Genomic DNA, 17,997 nt, shown 5'->3' on the forward strand with positions numbered 1-17,997 from the left:
GTACGGGGGGGGGGGGGGGGGGGGGGGGGGGGGGGGGGGGGGGGGCGGGGGGGGGGGGGGGGGCGGCGCCCCCCCCCCACGGTCACGGGTGCGGGCGGAAGGCGCGGGACGCTGCGGCGATGGCGTCGGCCAGGCGGTCGAGGACGGCACAGGCCTGTTCGTCGGTGAGGGTGAGCGGCGGCAGGATGCGCACGACGCTGGCGTCCCGGCCGCCGAGCTCCACGATGAGTCCGCGCTGGAGGCAGGCCCGTTGGACGGCGGCGGCCAACTCGGGGGCGGCGGGCGGCGGCCCGGGCGCGGTCAGCACCTCGGCCGCGGGGTCGACCAGTTCGATGCCGATCATGAGTCCACGGCCCCGTACGTCTCCGACACAGGGGTGTTCGGCGGCCAGCGCCTGGAGTTGTCCGACCATGCGGGCGCCGAGGACGGCGGCGCGGTCGGCGAGGCCGTGTTCGCGGACGTACGCGAGGGTCGCGGTCCCGGCGGCCATCGCCAGTTGGTTGCCGCGGAAGGTTCCGGCGTGCGCACCGGGTTGCCAGACGTCGAGGTCCTCGTGGTAGACGATGACGGCGAGGGGGAGGCTGCCGCCGATCGCCTTGGAGAGGACCATGACGTCGGGGGTCACTCCGCTGTGCTCGACCGCCCAGAAGGCACCGGTGCGGCCGACGCCGGTCTGCACCTCGTCCACGATCAGGGGGATGTCCCGGGCCGCGGTGAGGGCCCGCATCCGACGCAGCCAGTCGTCGGGGGCAGGGATGACGCCGCCCTCGCCCTGCACGGGTTCCAGGATCATCGCGGCGGGGTGGGGGACCCCTGACTTGCGGTCGTCGAGGAGGGATTCGGTCCAGCGCGCGGAGAGTTCGGCGCCCCGGGGGCCTCCGGTGCCGAACGGGCAACGGTAGTCCTGCGGGTAGGGGAGCCGGGTGACGCGTACCTCCGGCGCTCCCCCGGATGCGGCGAGCGCTCCGGCCGTCATGCCGTGGTAGGCACCGGTGAACGCGAGGACGCCCTCGCGGCGGGTGGCGGTGCGGGCGAGCTTGAGGGCGGCTTCGACGGCGTCGGTGCCGGCGGGCCCGCAGAACTGGATGCGGGCCCGCCCGGCGAGTCCGGCGGGCAGCGTACGGAAGAGTTCCGTGATGAAGGCGTCCTTGACGGGGGTCGCGAGGTCGAGGACGTGGAGCGGGGCGCCGGAGTCGAGGACCTTGCGGATCGCGGCCAGGACGACGGGGTGGTTGTGGCCGAGCGCGAGGGAACCGGCGCCGGAGAGACAGTCGAGGTACCGACGGCCGTCGGCTCCCTCGATGGTCAGTCCACGGGCACGCACCGGGACGATCGGCAGGGCGCGGGCGTACGTGCGCGCCGCGGACTCCCGGGTCGACTGCCGGTGGAGGATCCCCTCGTGTGCGGTGGTCACCGCCGAGGGCTCGGTCACGGCCACGCCTGTCGTTCCTCCCGCTGCGTAGGGGCCGGTGCCCGCCCCGTCGAGGGGCGGATCGGCACGGGGGCCGAACGCGCCTGTGGCGCGCCCCCCGTACCTACCAACGACGGGAGTTGCCCTGGATCACGGGCCGATCCGAAGATCCTTGCCGTGACGGAACCGTTGCCGTTCCGTCGGTCGTCCTGCACGGCACCGACATAGTGTGGGGGAGCCGTTCGGCCGGAACGGACCCGGTGGCGCCCGCGAACACGGCGCCCCGCTCGAACGGTTCCGCCAATTCCACCGGCCCCGGCAGTACCCACCGTCCCGAACCAGGGGGAGTCACACCATGCGATCCATACGCCCGCTCTTCACCGCGCGCCGTGGAGGGAGCGCGCACCGCAGGAGGCCGGTGACGGTCGTGGTCGCACTCGGCGCGGCGCTCGCACTCACCGCGACGGCCTGCGGCTCCGAGGACGACACCGCGGGTGGTCAGTCGACGGCGCAGGAGACCCCGGCGGACGACGGCAAGATCAAGATCCCGGACGACATCAAGAACCGGCTCAAGGACCACGGGATCGACCTGGACAAGTGGCGGGACGGCGCTTGGAAGGACTGGGACAAGGACACCTGGCTGCGCGAGGCGCAGGACTTCGTCAACCCGATCATCGACGGTCTCTGGGACCCGGACCGGATGCGGGACGCCGAACAGCCCGACCAGGGCGTCGAGGAGGGGGACATCTCCGACGACCAGGGGGTGACCGACCCGACGCCGAAGCCGGTGGACGCACAGCCGGTGAGCGCTCCGTACCAAAAGGACGCGCCGGAGGCGGGCAAGGTCTTCTTCGACGGCCCCGACGGCTCGATGGTCTGCTCGGCGACGGTCGTCAAGGACCCGGCGAACCCCGGCAAGTCCAACCTGGTGTGGACGGCCGGGCACTGCGTGCACGCGGGCAAGAGCGGCGGTTGGTACCGCAACATCGCCTTCGTGCCCTCGTACAACGGTGAGGGAAAGTCGGCGGCCCAGTTGGAGACCGCGTCGCGTGAGGACGTCGCCCCGCTCGGGGTGTGGTGGTCCGACTGGGCGCAGACCTCGACGCAGTGGATCGAGCAGGGCGGCCCGACCGGTGGCGCGGGCGCTCCGTACGACTTCGCGGTGCTGCACGTGACGCCCGAGAAGGGCAGCGGCAAGTCGCTGGAGGAGACGGTGGGGACGGCGCTGGAGGTCGACTTCGACGCCCCGGCGGTGGCGCAGATCGAGAGCCTGACGGCCAAGGGCTACCCGGCCGCTGCTCCGTTCGACGGGCAGCAGATGCGCCAGTGCCAGGACAAGCCGGGCCGGCTGTCGCTCACGGCGGACGCCCCGACGATGTACCGCATCGGCTGCACCATGACCGCCGGTTCCTCGGGCGGCGGCTGGATCGGCCAGGGCTCGGACGGCGAGTCGGTGCTGATCTCCAACACCTCGATCGGCCCGGTCACGGCCGGCTGGCTGGCGGGTCCCCACCTGGGCGCCGAGGCCAAGGGCGTGTACGACTCGGTGAGCAAGAAGTTCGCCGGACAGTAGCGGCAACGACACCGTGCCCCGTCCGACCTCCGGTGGAGGCGGGCGGGGCACGGTCCTGTGGTCAGCCGGTGCGGGTCGCGCTCAGGCGGTGACCTGCTGCGCGGTGGCCTGCTGCGCAGTGGCCGCGGGCACGTACGGCGCCAGTTCGGCGGCGAGCTCCTCGTGGACCCGGACCTTGAGCAGGGTGCCCTCGGCGGTGTGCTCCTCCGAGGTCACCTCACCCTCGGAGTGCGCCCGGGCGACGAGCTTGCCGTGGGTGTACGGCACCAGCGCCTCGACCGCGATCTTGGGCCGGGGCAGTTCGGAGTCGATCAGCGCCAGCAGCTCGGGGATGCCTTCGCCGGTACGGGCGGACACCGCGAGGGAGTGCTTCTCGATCCGCATCAGCCGCTGGAGGACGAGCGGGTCCGCCGCGTCGGCCTTGTTGATCACCACGATCTCTGGCACATGGGTGGCGCCCACGTCACGGATGACCTCCCGGACCGCGGCGAGCTGCTCCTCCGGCGCCGGGTGCGAGCCGTCCACGACGTGCAGGATGAGGTCGGAGTCCCCGACCTCCTCCATCGTGGAGCGGAACGCCTCGACGAGGTGGTGCGGCAGGTGTCGGACGAATCCGACGGTGTCGGCGAGGGTGTAGACCCGGCCGCCGGGGGTCTCGGCCCGGCGCACGGTCGGGTCGAGGGTGGCGAACAGGGAGTTCTCGACCAGGACGCCCGCCCCGGTCAGACGGTTGAGCAGCGAGGACTTCCCGGCGTTGGTGTAGCCCGCGATGGCGACCGAGGGGACCTTGTTGCGACGCCGTTCCTGGCGCTTGATGTCGCGGCCGGTCTTCATCTCCGCGATCTCGCGGCGCATCTTGGCCATCTTCTCGCGGATGCGCCGCCGGTCCGTCTCGATCTTGGTCTCACCGGGACCGCGGGTGGCGAGCCCGCCGCCCTTGCCGCCGCCCATCTGACGGGACAGGGACTGGCCCCAGCCGCGCAGCCTGGGCAGCATGTACTGCATCTGCGCCAGCGCCACCTGCGCCTTGCCCTCACGGGACTTGGCGTGCTGGGCGAAGATGTCGAGGATCAGCGCCGTCCGGTCGATGACCTTGACCTTGACGACGTCTTCGAGGTGGATGAGCTGGCCGGGGGAGAGCTCACCGTCGCAGATGACGGTGTCGGCACCGGACTCGACGACCAGGTCCAGCAGCTCGCGGGCCTTGCCGGAGCCGATGTACGTGGCGGCGTCGGGCTTGTCGCGGCGCTGGATCACGCCGTCGAGCACCTGGGCACCGGCCGTCTCGGCGAGGGCGGCCAGTTCGGCGAGGGAGTTCTCCGCGTCCTGCGCACTGCCCGAGGTCCAGACACCGACGAGGACGACCCGCTCCAGCCGGAGCTGTCGGTACTCGACCTCGGTGACGTCCTCCAGCTCGGTCGACAGGCCCGCGACGCGCCGCAGGGCCGCCCGCTCGGAGCGGTCGAGCTGCTCGCCGTCCCGGGCGCCGTCGATCTCGTGGCTCCAGGCGACGTCCTCTTCCATCAGGGCATCGGCCCGAAGACCTTCGGTGCTGTTCAGCGGGAGTGTCTGCGCGTCCTGGGAAGGGGAAGAAGAGGAGGTCATTTGATCCTTACGTCGATGGGGAGCGGTGCGGGGAAGGGCCTCGGGCCCCACCCCGTGAATGCGCTGACGGAGACGTACCCCGTCAATCGGTGAACGTGCGGGAGCGTCCGGAGATTCCCGGAACCCTCCCGGCCCGGACGGCTTCCCACCGGGCCGGCGCAGCGCCGCCGACCTGACGATGGTCGCACGGGACGGGACGTCTCGTCACTGGGGTTTTCCGTTCGGTCGAACGGAGCCCCGGTCCGCGGCGTCACGACCGGGCGGCCCCCGACTTCTTCTTCGCGGGCGCGGCGGCGCTCCACTCGGGGTGGCCGGGCATGGGCGGGGTGGTGGTGCCGTACAGCCAGTCGCCGAGGAAGCCCCGCAGGTCCCGGGCGGCGACCGCCGACGCGAGGTCGACGAAGTCCTGCGTGGTGGCCGTGGAGTCACGGTGGGTGGTCACCCAGGTGCGCTCCAGCCGTTCGAAGGCGCGGTGGCCGATCTCCTGGCGCAGGGCGTAGAGGACGAGGGCGGCCCCGTCGTAGACGACCGGACGGAAGATGCTGCCGCCCTGACCGGGGGCGGGCACCTTCGGCTTCGCGGGCGGGCCGCCGGCGGCCCGCCAGGCGTCGGAGGCGCGGTAGGCGGCGCGCATCCGCACGTCCAGCGCCTTGTGGCCGTGCTCGTCCGCGTGGAGGGCCTCGTACCAGGTGGCGTGGCCCTCGTTGAGCCACACGTCGGACCAGACGCGGGGGCTGACGCTGTTGCCGAACCACTGGTGGGCGAGCTCGTGCACCATGATCGACTCGATGTACCAGTCCGGGAACCGGCCGCCCAGGAAGAAGTCCCGTTCGAACAGGCTGAGCGTCTGCGTCTCCAGCGCGAACCCGGTGTCCGCCTCGGCGACCAGCACCCCGTACGTCTCGAAGGGGTAGCCGCCGAGCTTGCGTTCCAGCCAGTCGATCTGGTCGGGCGTGCGGCGCAGCCAGGGTTCCAGCGCGGCGCGGTCCTTGCGGGGCACGACGTCCCGCAGGGGCAGCCCGTGCGGGCCGGGGCGGTGCCGGACGGTGGACGCCCCGATGGAGACCTGGGCCAGTTCGGCGGCCATGGGGTGCACGGTGCGGAAGGTGCGGGTGGTGGTGTCGCCGTGTTCCTCGACGCCCGCGGGCAGCCCGTTCGCGACCGTGGTGAGCGCGCGGGGTGCGGTGACGCGGAAGGTGAAGTGGGCCTTGTCCGAGGGGTGGTCGTTGCACGGGAAGACCCGGTGTGCGGCGTCGGGCTGACCCGCCGTCACCAGTCCGTCGGCGGTGCGGATCCAGCCGCCCTCGCCGTCCTCGCCGGGTGACGGGTCGCTGGTGTGGCGCACGGTGACGCCCAGTCGGGTCCCGGGGAGGACGGGGCGGTCGGGGGTGACGACGAGGTCCTCCCCGGCCTTGGCGAAGCGGGCGGGCGCCCCTCCGACCTCGACCGCGTCGACCTCGCCGGCCGTGTGGTCCAGGTGGAACCACTCCAGCCGGGCGGTGGCCCGGGCGTCGATCCGGGTCACGCCCGTCACGGGGTCCTCGGGCGAGCCGGTGTAGGTGAGGGACACGTCGTAGGCGTGCACGTCGTACCCGGGATTGCCGAGGTAGGGGAAGAGCCGGTCGCCGACGCCCGCCGGGGCCAGGGGCGCGGGGGCGCTGGCGGCGATCAGACAGACGGAGGCGGCGACGGCGAGCAGCGCGCCCCTGGTGCGGGGCGCCTTGGGGCCCGGGGGGCGGGACGGTCGGGGGGCCCTGGTGCGGGCGGTGAGCTGCATGGGTCACCGCTACCAGCGGGCGGCCCGCGTGCGCCGGCGACTCGCGCCGCGCCCACCCGAACGGGTCGGTGGGCGCCTGCGCGGGTCGCCGGGCAGGGCGCTACGAGGGGGCGACGGCCGGGTGTTGGGCGCGGCTGACGTCGTAGACCCCGGCGACGTTGCGCATGGCCTTGATCAGGGCGGGCAGCCGTGCCGCATCGGGGAGTTGGAGGGTGTACGTGTGGCGGACCTGTTGGCGGGAGGGGGGTTCGACCGTGGCCGAGACGACGGCGACGCCTTCCTGGGCGATGGCCTCCGTGAGGTCGGCGAGGAGGTGCGGGCGTCCGAAGGACTCGGCGACCAGGGTGACGCGGTACTCGGCGGTGTCGCCCCAGCGCACTCCGACCTCGGGGCGTGAGACCTCCTTCATCCGGGTGACGGAGGAGCAGGCGACCCGGTGGACGGTGACGACTCCCCCGCGCACGGCGAAGGCGGTGATCTCGTCCGGTGGTACGGGGGTGCAACAGCCCGCCAGGCGTACGGAGGCGCCGGGGATGTCGACGAGGGCGCCCGCGCCCGCCGGGCGGGAGGAGGGGGCCGGCTGGGGCGCCCTGGGGGTGGCCTCGGGGGTTTCGGCGACCTCGGGGTGATCGGTGAGCCAGCGTTGGATGGCGATCCGTGCGCCCGGGGCCACGGCGTGGTCCAGCCACTCCCGGGACGGGCCGGACGCCGTGTCCTGGCTCATCAGCAGTTGCACCGTGTCGCCGTCGCGCAGCACGGTGCCGAGGGCCGCCAGGCGGCCGTTGACCCGGGCTCCGATGCAGGCGTGGGCGTCCTCGCCGTACTGCGCGTAGGCGGCGTCCACGCAACTGGCCCCGACCGGGAGGCCGAGGGTGCGGCCGTCGGTGCGGAACACGGTGATCTCGCGGTCCTGGGCGAGGTCCTCGCGCAGGGCGGACCAGAAGGTGTCGGGGTCGGGGGCGGACCGCTGCCACTCCAGGAGGCGGGAGAGCCAGCCCGGTCGGGTGGGGTCGGCCCGCTCGCCGTCGCTGACCCTGGCGCCCTCCGCACTTGCGGCGCCGGCCGGCCCCCCCGGCAGGGCCGTGCCCTCGTCGGCGGCGGTCGGGTAGGGGCTGCCGAGGGCGACGACGCCGGCCTGCGCCGTCCGGTGCATCTGCTGGGTGCGGACCAGGACCTCGACGACCTCGCCGTCCCGGCGGGCCACCGCGGTGTGCAGGGACTGGTAGAGGTTGAACTTCGGTACGGCGATGAAGTCCTTGAACTCCGAGACGACCGGGGTGAAACAGGTGTGCAGTTCGCCGAGGACGGCGTAACAGTCGGCGTCCTCGGCGACGAGGACCAGCAGCCGTCCGAAGTCGGCGCCGCGCAGTTCGCCGCGCTTGTGGCGCACCCGGTTGACGGAGAACAGGTGGCGCGGCCTGATCTGGACCTCGGCCGGGATGTCGGCGTCCCGCAGGACGGCGCGCACCGCTTCGGCGGTGTCGGCGAGGGGGTCATCGGCCCGTGCGGCGTTCTCGCTGACGAGGTGTCTGGTCTGCGTGCACTCCTCGGGGTGGAGGATCGCGAAGACGAGGTCCTCCAACTCGGTCTTGAGGGCCTGGACGCCGAGGCGTTCGGCGAGCGGGATGAGGACGTCCCGGGTGACCTTGGCGATGCGTTCCTGCTTCTCGCGACGCATCACGCTCAGGGTGCGCATGTTGTGGAGCCGGTCGGCGAGTTTGATCGACATCACCCGGACGTCGTTGCCGGTGGCGACGAGCATCTTGCGGAAGGTCTCGGGTTCGGCGGCGGCGCCGTAGTCGACCTTCTCCAGTTTGGTGACGCCGTCGACCAGGAAGCACACCTCGTCGCCGAACTCCCGGCGCACCTGGTCCAGGGTCACCTCGGTGTCCTCGACGGTGTCGTGGAGCAGGGACGCCGTCAAGGTGGTTGCCTCGGCCCCGAGTTCGGCGAGGATCAGGGTGACCGCGAGCGGGTGGGTGATGTACGGCTCGCCGCTCTTGCGCATCTGCCCCCGGTGCGAGGACTCGGCGAGCAGGTAGGCGCGGTGCAACGGTTCGCTGTCGGCGTCCGGGTGGTGGGCGCGGTGGGCCTCGACCACATGGCTGATGGCGTCCGGCAGCCGGTCCCGGGTGGCCGGCCCCAGCAGGGCGGCACGTCCCAGTCGGCGCAGGTCGATGCGGGGGCGACCGCGCTTGCGGTGTGCACCGGGCGTGAAGGACAGGGGGGTCGCAGGGTTTGTGGCCTCCGCGCTCATGGGCACCTCCGGCTGCATCGACCGGCGGTGCGGAACGGTCGCCTCCAGCGTTCAACTGCTGGAGGTGTGCGGGTGTTCTCCCGTCCGGGCCGGTGCTTGATGCTACCGAGCCCACCACGCCCCCAGGACCCGCTCCCGTCGAGCGTGAAACGGATCACCCATTCGAGGGAGGGATCACGGGTTGGCGGTTGTGGAAGCGCGGCAGTCCGTTTCGGCCACCGTACGGGGAATCAGCCGTTCGGAGCAGCCGGGATGGAGCGGCCCCGGGAGCGCCTCAGCGCAGACGCGCCACGCGCCACACCGCGAGCACGACCACCACGCTGACCACGACGACGTACAGGGCGATGATCCGCCAGTCGACCCGTCGGCCCGAGCCGCGCTGCGGGAGCCCGGGCCAGGTGTAGCCGACGCGGCGGGCGGCCATCATGCCCCACCCGGCGGCACAGGAGCAGATCAGCAGCCCGAGCATGGCGACGACCGCACCGCCGTCCCCGAACTCGAAGGCGAGGGGGAAGGCGAACATCAGCGAGCCGAGCGTGCCGAGTCCGACGATGGGGGCGAGCTGCCACAGCCGCAGCTTGCCTCGGGGGCGCAGCTCGACCTCGACCTCGACGCCGGAGTCGAGGTCGAGATCCTGGGGGGCCAGTCCGTCCACGGTGCCGGGCTCGGCCGTCGCGTCGGGGCCGTCGGAGGTGAGCCCGTCGACGGCGGGCGCGGGCACGTGCGGCAGCCGGGCCGCGTCGTCAGGTGCGTCCCGCTGTTCTTCTGGCGCGGTGTCTCGTCGAGGGCCGGCCTCCATCGCCACGCGCCCTCCCACTCCGGACTCCACTGGTCGATCGTCGCTCGATGATGGCACGGCACCGGGGGCCCCGATGACGGGCGGGGCGTCCCGATGCCATCACGTGATCAGGCTGTGACCGCTCGTTCGAGCAACGCCAGCGCCCGTTGCGGGAGTTCCCCGTGGTCCGGCGCGGCGCCACTGAGCCAATGCACCCGGGGGTCGCGCCGGAACCACGAATCCTGACGGCGCGCGAAGCGTTTGGTGGCGCGTACGGTCTCGTCGCGCGCTTCCTGTTCGCTGCACTCCCCCGCGAGCGCCGCGAGGACCTGCTGGTACCCCAGCGCACGCGAGGCGGTGCGGCCCTCGCGCAGACCGTGTTCCGCCAGGGCGCGCACCTCGTCCACGAGGCCGGCGTCCCACATCCGGTCCACGCGCGCGGAGATGCGCCCGTCGAGCTCGGCGCGGGGCACGTCGACCCCGATCTGCACGGTGTCGTAGACCGAGTCGTGACCGGGGAGGTTGGCGGTGAAGGGCTTCCCCGTGATCTCGATCACTTCGAGGGCCCGGACGATCCGGCGCCCGTTGCTCGGGAGGATCGCGCGACCCGCCGGCGGGTCGGCCGCGGCCAGCCGGGCGTGCAGGGCACCGGAGCCGCGCAGGGCGAGTTCCTCCTCCAGGCGGGCCCGTACGTCGGGGTCGGTACCGGGGAACTCCAGGTGGTCGATGGCGCCGCGGACGTACAGCCCGGAGCCGCCGACGAGGATCGGCCAGCGGCCGGCGGCGAGCAGCCGGTCGATCTCGGCACGGGCCAGCCGCTGGTACTCGGCGACGCTCGCGGTCACCGTGACGTCCCAGATGTCCAACAGTCGGTGCGGGACGCCCCCGCGTTCCTCGGGCGTCAGCTTGGCGGTACCGATGTCCATCCCGCGGTAGAGCTGCATCGAGTCGGCGTTGACGACCTCGCCGCCGAGTCTCTGGGCGAGGAAGACGCCCAGATCGGACTTTCCTGCTGCGGTCGGCCCGACGACGGCGATGACCCGCGGCGCGGGGGGTGCGGTACTCACCGCACCAGTCTCGCAAACCTCACGACGCTTCCCGAACGAGTTACGTGACGGTGCGCGTACGACGTCGTTGCCTGTTGCGAGGTCCTGGCGCCGTCGAGCGAGGAACGGGGAACTCTGGCGGCGCAATGGGCCGCACGGGAGCGGCGAGGGATTTCACCAGAACGAGCAGGTTATGGAGCACTTCATGAGCGTTTTCGCACGTTTCCTCCGTAAGTCGAAGAAGGCGGCCGATCCGGCGGCGGGCCGGGCGGACGGAACGGACGGGTCGGGTGCCGACCCGGCGGCCTCCGACGCGTCGGACACCGGGACCGCCGCCGTCACGGAGGTCGCCGGTGACGCTCCCGCCCCCGCGCGGTCCGAGCCGGCTCCCGCGGCGTCGGTGGCCGAGCGCGGCGCCCCGACCGAGTCGGTGGAGATCCCCCAGCAGCAGTCCGCGGAGCGGGCCGCCGACAACGAGGCGGGCGAGGGCGCCCGCAAGTAGGCACGCGTGACCGCCCGGGAGCGTTCCCGGGCGGCGGCACCCTGAGGCTCCCGGGGTCGGTCGGTCCCGGACGGGGAGGCCGTCAGCTCCAGGAGGCCACGAAGTAGCCCACCCCGTAGGGTGCCGCTTCGTACAGGAGCCGCCCGGTCAGCCGGGCGCCGTCCGCGGCGCCGTCGAGCACCTGCCAGGGGGACCGCCCCGAGATCATGAGGTCGCGCGCGAGAGCGGCGTCCAGTGAGGGCAGGAACGTCCCGTCGTCCGTCCGCCCGAGGGCGCGGGCGAGGTCCGCGTCGACCCGTTCGGCCCGCTCGTCCAGGTAGCCGGGTGCCTTGAGGTTCCGGCGGGCGCTGCCGTCCCCCAGTACCAGCAGGGCGACGCGGTCGGCCGACCCCGCCGTACGAGCGCCGTCCCCGTGGTTGGCCCGACGGTCGCGGTCGGACCCCGCCGACAGGCCCCGCACCGGTCCCGTCCAGCCCGCCCGGTCGAGCAGCCAGGCGCCGACGGCCAGCGACAGCGGCAGACAGGGCCCCGGGGCGTCAGCGTCGGGTTCCGCCCGCCCCAGGCTCACGTCCAGCGGAACGCCGAAGGTGCGGAAGGTGCCGCGCGCGCCCTGCGGGTACCCGATCTGATCGTGGCCGTCGGCGGGACCGACGGCCACGATCAGATCGGGGCGGGCCGCCAGGACGTCCCGCAGCGCTTCGTCGCACGCCGCGCGCAGACCGTCGAGTTCCGGCGCGGCTCCCGAGGCGACCTCGGGCACGAGCAGGGGCGGACAGGGGCAGACGGCTGCGGCGACAAGCATGATCGGCAGCGTAGCCCCGGCACGGGGGTGACTCCCAGTCCGCCCGGGGCCGGGCGGCTCAGCCGGCGTCGCAGGCGCTGCCGCAGGCACCGCCCGGTGCGGCGGGCAGGGGCTGGGGGACGCCGATGCCGGGCAGGCCGAGTAGGACCCCGGCCGGCTTCGCGGTCTCCTGCGCGTTCCGCTTCTCCCAGGCGTCGCCCGCACGGGTGCGGCGCACCTTCAGGGCCTCCCCCTCGGCGAGGAGGTGGTGGGGCGCGGCGTAGGTGATCTCCACGGTGACCACGTCACCGGGGCGGACCTCCTCGGCGGGCTTGGTGAAGTGGACGAGGCGGTTGTCGGGGGCGCGGCCGGACAGCCGGTGGGTGGCGCCGTCCTTGCGGCCCTCGCCCTCGGCCACCATGAGGTCGAGGGTGCGGCCGACCTGCGCCTTGTTCTCGTCCCAGGAGATCTCCTCCTGGAGGGCGACCAGGCGCTCGTAGCGGGCCTGCACGACCTCCTTGGGGATCTGGTCGGGCATGTCCGCCGCGGGGGTGCCGGGGCGCTTGGAGTACTGGAAGGTGTACGCCTGCGAGAAGCGGGCCTCGCGGACCGCGTGGAGGGTCTGCTCGAAGTCCTCCTCGGTCTCGCCGGGGAAGCCCACGATGATGTCCGTGGTGATCGACGCGTGCGGGATGGCCGCGCGGACCTTCTCGATGATGCCCAGGTAGCGCTCCTGGCGGTAGGAGCGGCGCATGGCCTTCAGCACGGTGTCCGAACCGGACTGGAGCGGCATGTGCAGCTGCGGCATGACGTTCGGGGTCTCGGCCATGGCGGCGATCACGTCGTCGGTGAAGTCCCGGGGGTGCGGCGAGGTGAACCGGACGCGTTCCAGTCCCTCGATCGCGCCGCACGCGCGCAGCAGCTTGCTGAACGCCTCGCGGTCGCCGATGTCCGAGCCGTACGCGTTGACGTTCTGCCCGAGCAGGGTGATCTCCGAGACGCCCTCGGCGACCAGGGCCTCGATCTCGGCGAGGATGTCGCCGGTGCGGCGGTCCTTCTCCTTGCCGCGCAGTGCGGGGACGATGCAGAAGGTGCAGGTGTTGTTGCAGCCGACGGAGATCGAGACCCAGGCCGCGTAGGCGCTCTCGCGGCGCGTCGGCAGCGTGGACGGGAACGCCTCCAGCGACTCGGCGATCTCGACCTGGGCCTCCTCCTGGATGCGGGCCCGTTCCAGCAGCACCGGCAGCTTGCCGATGTTGTGGGTGCCGAAGACGACGTCCACCCAGGGGGCGCGCCGGACGATGGTGTCGCGGTCCTTCTGGGCCAGACAGCCGCCCACCGCGATCTGCATGCCCGGGCGCTTCGTCTTCATGGGGGCGAGCCGGCCGAGGTTGCCGTAGAGGCGGTTGTCGGCGTTCTCCCGGACCGCGCAGGTGTTGAAGACGACGACGTCGGCGTCGCCGTCGGAGCCCTCGGGGGCCCGGACGTATCCGGCGCCCTCCAGCAGCCCCGACAGCCGTTCGGAGTCGTGGACGTTCATCTGGCACCCGTAGGTGCGCACTTCGTACGTTTTCAATCCGTCCACTGTTCCGCCAGCCACGTCGTTACCGCTCACCCGTCCAGGGTAAGCGCTCCGGTCGACCACCCCGCCGACCCGCCCCGCCCACCAGGGCGCCCCGATAGGGGCGCGAGGAACTGCGCGAGCACCCCCCACCCACCCGCAGGGAACAACGAACCCCCGGGAGGCCCCCCCACGGACCGGCCGCGCTCAGTCGCGGACGTAGTCGCGCAGCGCCGCCGGCTTCAGCCCCGCCGCATCGGCCGCAGCAAGCACCCGCGTCAGATCCTTCGCGAGGTTCGGGGTGAAGTGCAGCAGGACGATGTCACCACGGCGCAGGTCGGGCGCGGCGGGCGCGGTCCCCCAGTCGGTCTGGTCGTGCGTCCAGGTGACCACCGCCTTGGAGCCGCAGGCACGGGCGGCGACCGCGGTGTCCCCGTTGAGCGCGCCGAACGGCGGGCGGGTCAGTCGGGGCTCGGCCCCGAAGGCGGCCAGGTGGCGGTTGCGGGCCCCGCAGAGCTCGGCGCGCTGGCCCGCCGCATCGAGGGTGGTGAGGTCGGGGTGGGTGACGCTGTGGTTCTCCAGGCGGGACGGCCCGTGGTCGAGCAGCTTGCGGTAGTAGGCGGCGTCCCACGAGTACGCGTCCGGCAGCACGAACAGGGACGCGGGCACCTGGCGGTCCAGGAGGATCTTGGCGGCCTCCGGGTCGTGGTACCAGCCGTCGTCGATGGTGATGAAGACGACGGGGTCCCGGGTGTCGACCCGGTTGATGACCGGGGCGGGCGAGGGCCAGGCCGCGGCGGTTGCCCCGGCGGCGGGTGCGGCGACGGCCTGGGTCGGCGCGGTGGGGCCCGCCAGCGCCAGGGCGGCGAGGAGCGGGGCGAGGACGGCGAGTGCTGCTCGGGGTCTCGGCATGGCCCGCATCATTGGTCCAGTCCAACGGTGGTGTCAATGGTCCGTATCCCGGCGGGAGTTGCCGGGTCGCGCACGGGAACGCCCGGGACGGCCACCCGGCGGGGCACGCGGGACCATCTCGGACTTTGAGTAGGCGTACTCATCCCCCGGCCCGGCCGGCGCGCATAGCCTCGGCCCGGTGGAGCGGACGGCGCGGGAGGCGACATGAAGTGGCGGCGGGGATGGGGGGCACCGGTCGCGGTGGCCCTGGCGGTACTGGTGAGCGGCTGCGTGACGTCCACCCGTGAGGACCGCGGGCGGGCCCAGGAGTTGGCCGAGGAGGTCTACCCGGGAGAGCTGACCGTGATCGGCTCGCGTTCCCTCTTCCCCGCCGACAGCGGTTCCGAGGTGACCTTCGCGGTCAAGGACGACCCGGACGCGGTGGTCCGGCTGCGCATCGACGACGAGAAGGGCACCTGTGACCGACGTTCGGCGTGCGGGCCCGCGCTGCGGGCGGCCCGGGGGAAAGCAGAGGCCGAAGCGGGGGCGTGGCGGGCCCTCCAACGGGAGTTCGCGCGCTGCGACTTCGACGTGCTCGGCATCAAGCCCTTCGGCGGCACCCTCACCGAGCCGTGGATCGCGGCCGAGGTGAACGACGGGAACGTCGACGTGCTGCTGCTCAAGATCGGCACCTGTCTGGAGCAGTACGGGCAGCTCGTCCCCCGACAGCGCCCCCGGCCGGCCCCGACCCCCTCCCCCGGCGCGTCGCCGGGAGCCCCGCGGGCGGCGGTGCCCCCCGCGACGATCACGGTCAACATCGTCGACCCCTCGGTGGTCGGGGACCTCCCGCAGGGCAGGAAGGACCGGCCCACCCTGGTCGGCAAGACCTCGACCGAGCTGTACGCGGCCCTGGCCCGGCGCACCTACCACGCGGCGGCCTACCGGTGGGCCGACAGCGGCATCGAACCGCGGCCCGAGTACGCCCGCCCGGTCATGCCGTTCGAGGAGAAGCAGGAGTTCCTGAAGGCGGTGCACACCCACGTCACCGGCTGGCTCAGGCCCCACCAGCCGGACGCCGTGGTCTCCGAGTACGGCGGCGTCTGGCGTCTGGTCGAGGGGCGCACGGACCGGTTGGAGGGGTACGTCAAGTACTGCGACGAGCCCCACGGCGAGCGGCCGGCCTGTGTCGGCGACCACACGCTCCACGTCACCACCGACCTGTCGGGACGGCTGGTCGGAGAACCGGTGGGCACCCGCAAGCCCAGCGCCGGCGGCGGCCCGGGCGGCTCGTCGCCGGCCGCCCGAGCCTGGCCAGCACCGCGGTGACCTGGCAGGATCGCGCCATGCTCCCCGCTCTGCCCCGCATCGACCGTCGCCGTGCCCTCCGCGGCGGCGCGGTGTCGCTCGTCGTGCTCGGTCTGCTGCTGTGGTGGGTGCTCCCGCTGGACGAGGAGACGCCGAGCGGCCGGGTCACGGTGAGCACCGGAGTGCACTCCGGCGTCTACGAACGCTACGGCCGGCTGCTGAAGGCCGCGCTGAAGGAGGACGCGCCGAGCCTGGACGTCCAGCTGAAGCCGAGTGAGGGTTCCCAGCAGAACGTGCAGCGCCTCGCCACCGGGACCGCCGACTTCACGGTGGCCGCCGCCGACGCCGTGGAGGAGTACCGGCTCGCCGGACGCCCCGGCGCGAACCGGCTCCAGGGCTGCGCGCGGCTGTACGACGACTACGTGCAGCTGGTCGTCCCGCGCTCCTCCTCGGTGCTCACGGCCGAACAGCTGCGGGGCAAGCGGGTGGCCGTGGGGCAGGTGGGGTCGGGGGTGCGGCTGATAGCGGACCGGGTACTGACGGCCGCGGGGCTCGACCCCCGGCGCGACATCGAGCCGGTGTCCATCGGCATCGACACGATGACCAGCGCACTGAAGGCCGACGACATCGACGCCTTCTTCTGGTCCGGCGGTCTGCCCACCGCCTCGGTGCGGGAGCTCTCGGAGGAGTTCGACATCCGCTTCGTGGAACTGGGCGACCTGGTGGACGCCCTCCACGACCAGGGCGGGGCCTCGCGCTACTACCGGGCGTCCGTGATGCCCGCCGACGCCTACCCCTCGGCCCAGCAGGGGGCGACGGTGTCCACCCTGTCGGTGGCGAACCTGCTCGTCACCACGGATCGCAGCAGTCGCGAACTGACCGAGCTGCTCACCCGTACCGTGATAGACAGCCGAGACCACATCGGTAGCCGTGTCCACGCCGCCCAACTGGTCGACCTACGCACGGCCTTGTACACGGACCCCCTGCCGTTGCATGAGGGCGCCCGCAACTATTACCGCTCGGTGAAGCCGTGACCGCACCGGGTGCCCGGTCCTTGCGCACGGAGCGCGACCACCGTCGAAGGCAGCGGCCCCGGCCGGTCACTCCTCGCGGGCCCGGGGCACGCTGACCGTCACCCGCAGCCCGGCCGGCTCGCGCCTGGCGTAGGCGATCGTGCCGCCGCCCGGGGCCAGCAGGGCCCGCGAGATGGACAGTCCGAGCCCCGAACCCTTGACGTTCTGGTGCTGGGCGCTGCGCCAGAACCGGTCCCCCACCCGGCCCAGTTCCTCGTCGGTGAGTCCGGGCCCGGCGTCGCACACCTCGATCCGCGAGCGGGCCCCGGCGGCGGCGACCGTGACCGTGACCTCGGCGCCCGGGGGCGAGAACTTGAGCGCGTTGTCGATGACCGCGTCCAGCACGCTGGACAGGGCGATCGGGTCCGCCCACGCGGTGAGCGCGGGCGTCCGCTGCCGCAGCCGAACCCCCTTGTCCTCGGCGAGGGGCCGCCACGCCTCGGCCCGCTCGGCGGTCAGCGCACCCACGTCGACCAGCCTCAGATTCGCCTCGGCGTGCTCGGCCAGCGCCAGGTCCAGCAGATCGTCGAGCACCTGGGCGAGCCGCTTGCCCTCGGTGCGCACCGAGGCGACCTCGGCATTGCCCTCCGGTAGTTCCAGGGCGAGCAGTTCGATGCGCAGCAAGAGCGCGGCCAGCGGGTTGCGCAGCTGGTGGGAGGCGTCAGCGACGAACGCGCGCTGTTGCTCCAGCACGGTCTCGACGTGGTCGGCCATCTCGTTGAACGAGCCCGCCAGCCGCCGCAGTTCCGGCGGCCCGCCCAGGGAGGCGACCCGGGACTTGAGCCGGCCGGTGGCGATGTCGTGGGTGGTGGCGTCGAGGATGCGCACGGGGCGCAGCACCCAGCCGGTCAGCCGGAGCGCCGCCCCCACCGCGACGAGCATCGCGGCGGCCTCCCCCGCGGCGATGAACAGCCAGCCGCGCAGGGTCTTGGCGCGCATCTGCTCGGTCGGCGAGTCGGTGACGACGACCGCGAGGACGTCCCCGTCCCGGATGACCGGGGAGGCCACGACGAGACGGCCGTCCTGCCACGGCCACACCTGGTCGGGGTCGTGCCCCGGGCGCGACAGCAGGGCCTCCTGGAAGGCGTCGCGGATGTCCCCGTGGTCGGGGATGCGCCAACTGGCCGGTGCGTTCGCCATCGGCCCGTCGTCGCGGTAGAAGACGCCCGCTCGGATGCCGTACACCTGGTGGTAGCGGGAGAGTTCCTGGCGCAGGGTCTCCTTCCGTTCGTCGGTGGTCGACACCCGAGAACCGGAACTGCGGGCGGTCACGAACTGGGCCAGCGAGGCGAACCGGGCGGTGTCGTCGATCCGGTCGATGACGACCTTCTGCTGTTGCTGTGCCGCCACGCTCGCCCCCAGCGGGAAGCCGAGGGCGAGCAGGACCCCGGCCATGAGGACGATGAGCAGCGGAAGGAGGCGTGCGCGCACCCGCGG

14 protein-coding genes are annotated in these 17,997 nt (G+C 73.0%); 4 read left to right on the forward strand and 10 right to left on the reverse strand.

Going from position 1 to position 17,997, the window contains the following annotated elements; genetic code table 11:
* Positions 1-82 precede the first annotated feature (82 nt).
* Positions 83-1,438, reverse strand: a complete 1,356-nt coding sequence (locus tag ACFV88_RS11055; RefSeq protein ID WP_385488581.1) for a diaminobutyrate--2-oxoglutarate transaminase family protein — start codon at positions 1,436-1,438, stop codon at positions 83-85.
* A gap of 328 nt (positions 1,439-1,766) precedes the next feature.
* Here ACFV88_RS11055 and ACFV88_RS11060 point away from each other — a divergent pair, with 328 nt between their 5' ends.
* A complete protein-coding gene (locus ACFV88_RS11060; RefSeq protein ID WP_385488583.1) occupies positions 1,767-2,984 on the forward strand; it encodes a trypsin-like serine peptidase in 1,218 nt (405 codons plus the stop codon).
* Positions 2,985-3,065: 81 nt separating this feature from the next.
* Here the strand turns inward: ACFV88_RS11060 and hflX are convergent, their stop codons facing one another.
* The 5 genes from hflX to miaA form a co-directional block, all read right to left on the reverse strand.
* Entirely contained in the window at positions 3,066-4,589 is a 1,524-nt protein-coding gene (gene hflX, locus ACFV88_RS11065) for a GTPase HflX (RefSeq protein ID WP_385488585.1), read from the reverse strand.
* Between the two features lie 250 nt (positions 4,590-4,839).
* On the reverse strand, positions 4,840-6,366 hold the full coding sequence (locus ACFV88_RS11070) for a M1 family metallopeptidase (protein ID WP_385488587.1): 1,527 nt from the start codon (positions 6,364-6,366) through the stop codon (positions 4,840-4,842).
* 100 nt (positions 6,367-6,466) lie between these two features.
* Entirely contained in the window at positions 6,467-8,623 is a 2,157-nt protein-coding gene (locus tag ACFV88_RS11075) for a RelA/SpoT family protein (RefSeq protein WP_385488590.1), read from the reverse strand.
* A 274-nt stretch (positions 8,624-8,897) separates the two neighbouring features.
* Entirely contained in the window at positions 8,898-9,422 is a 525-nt protein-coding gene (locus tag ACFV88_RS11080) for a hypothetical protein (protein WP_385488710.1), read from the reverse strand.
* Positions 9,423-9,529: 107 nt separating this feature from the next.
* On the reverse strand, positions 9,530-10,468 hold the full coding sequence (gene miaA / locus ACFV88_RS11085; RefSeq protein ID WP_385488592.1) for a tRNA (adenosine(37)-N6)-dimethylallyltransferase MiaA: 939 nt from the start codon (positions 10,466-10,468) through the stop codon (positions 9,530-9,532).
* Between the two features lie 184 nt (positions 10,469-10,652).
* On the opposite strand from miaA, the gene ACFV88_RS11090 reads away from it, so the two are divergent.
* Complete coding sequence (locus tag ACFV88_RS11090) at positions 10,653-10,949, forward strand: hypothetical protein (protein WP_385488595.1); 297 nt, start codon at positions 10,653-10,655, stop codon at positions 10,947-10,949.
* Positions 10,950-11,031: 82 nt separating this feature from the next.
* Here the strand turns inward: ACFV88_RS11090 and ACFV88_RS11095 are convergent, their stop codons facing one another.
* The 3 genes from ACFV88_RS11095 to ACFV88_RS11105 form a co-directional block, all read right to left on the reverse strand.
* Positions 11,032-11,751 (reverse strand): class III extradiol dioxygenase subunit B-like domain-containing protein, encoded by a 720-nt coding sequence (locus ACFV88_RS11095; RefSeq protein ID WP_385488597.1) that lies wholly within the window; start codon positions 11,749-11,751, stop codon positions 11,032-11,034.
* Between the two features lie 58 nt (positions 11,752-11,809).
* The gene (miaB, locus tag ACFV88_RS11100) at positions 11,810-13,315 is read right to left on the reverse strand and encodes a tRNA (N6-isopentenyl adenosine(37)-C2)-methylthiotransferase MiaB (RefSeq protein WP_385488713.1); all 1,506 of its coding nucleotides are present in this window, start codon (positions 13,313-13,315) and stop codon (positions 11,810-11,812) included.
* A gap of 183 nt (positions 13,316-13,498) precedes the next feature.
* Positions 13,499-14,203 (reverse strand): polysaccharide deacetylase family protein, encoded by a 705-nt coding sequence (locus ACFV88_RS11105; protein WP_385488599.1) that lies wholly within the window; start codon positions 14,201-14,203, stop codon positions 13,499-13,501.
* A 204-nt stretch (positions 14,204-14,407) separates the two neighbouring features.
* Between ACFV88_RS11105 and ACFV88_RS11110 the strand changes: the two genes are divergently transcribed.
* Positions 14,408-15,508 carry an SCO7460 family lipoprotein gene (locus ACFV88_RS11110; protein WP_385488601.1) on the forward strand — a complete coding sequence of 367 codons (1,101 nt, stop codon included), beginning with the start codon at positions 14,408-14,410 and terminating at the stop codon, positions 15,506-15,508.
* 17 nt (positions 15,509-15,525) lie between these two features.
* Positions 15,526-16,521: a TAXI family TRAP transporter solute-binding subunit gene (locus tag ACFV88_RS11115; protein ID WP_385488604.1), complete on the forward strand. Its 996-nt coding sequence runs from the start codon at positions 15,526-15,528 to the stop codon at positions 16,519-16,521.
* 66 nt (positions 16,522-16,587) lie between these two features.
* Here the strand turns inward: ACFV88_RS11115 and ACFV88_RS11120 are convergent, their stop codons facing one another.
* Positions 16,588-17,991, reverse strand: coding sequence for an ATP-binding protein (locus tag ACFV88_RS11120; RefSeq protein ID WP_385488606.1), 1,404 nt, complete (start codon positions 17,989-17,991; stop codon positions 16,588-16,590).
* Between the last annotated feature and the right edge of the window lie 6 nt (positions 17,992-17,997).

Source organism: Streptomyces sp. NPDC059816 (assembly GCF_042732055.1).
Classification (GTDB): domain Bacteria; phylum Actinomycetota; class Actinomycetes; order Streptomycetales; family Streptomycetaceae; genus Streptomyces.

Bases quoted from the DNA above. Each gene is read 5' to 3' on its own strand.
- ACFV88_RS11115 (WP_385488604.1), top strand. From the start codon at position 15,526: ATGCTCCCCGCTCTGCCCCGCATCGACCGTCGCCGTGCCCTCCGCGGC.
- ACFV88_RS11105 (WP_385488599.1), bottom strand. From the start codon at position 14,203: ATGCCGAGACCCCGAGCAGCACTCGCCGTCCTCGCCCCGCTCCTCGCC.
- ACFV88_RS11080 (WP_385488710.1), bottom strand. From the start codon at position 9,422: ATGGAGGCCGGCCCTCGACGAGACACCGCGCCAGAAGAACAGCGGGAC.
- ACFV88_RS11070 (WP_385488587.1), bottom strand. From the start codon at position 6,366: ATGCAGCTCACCGCCCGCACCAGGGCCCCCCGACCGTCCCGCCCCCCG.
- ACFV88_RS11110 (WP_385488601.1), top strand. From the start codon at position 14,408: ATGAAGTGGCGGCGGGGATGGGGGGCACCGGTCGCGGTGGCCCTGGCG.
- ACFV88_RS11075 (WP_385488590.1), bottom strand. From the start codon at position 8,623: ATGAGCGCGGAGGCCACAAACCCTGCGACCCCCCTGTCCTTCACGCCC.
- ACFV88_RS11060 (WP_385488583.1), top strand. From the start codon at position 1,767: ATGCGATCCATACGCCCGCTCTTCACCGCGCGCCGTGGAGGGAGCGCG.
- ACFV88_RS11090 (WP_385488595.1), top strand. From the start codon at position 10,653: ATGAGCGTTTTCGCACGTTTCCTCCGTAAGTCGAAGAAGGCGGCCGAT.
- ACFV88_RS11095 (WP_385488597.1), bottom strand. From the start codon at position 11,751: ATGCTTGTCGCCGCAGCCGTCTGCCCCTGTCCGCCCCTGCTCGTGCCC.
- hflX (WP_385488585.1), bottom strand. From the start codon at position 4,589: ATGACCTCCTCTTCTTCCCCTTCCCAGGACGCGCAGACACTCCCGCTG.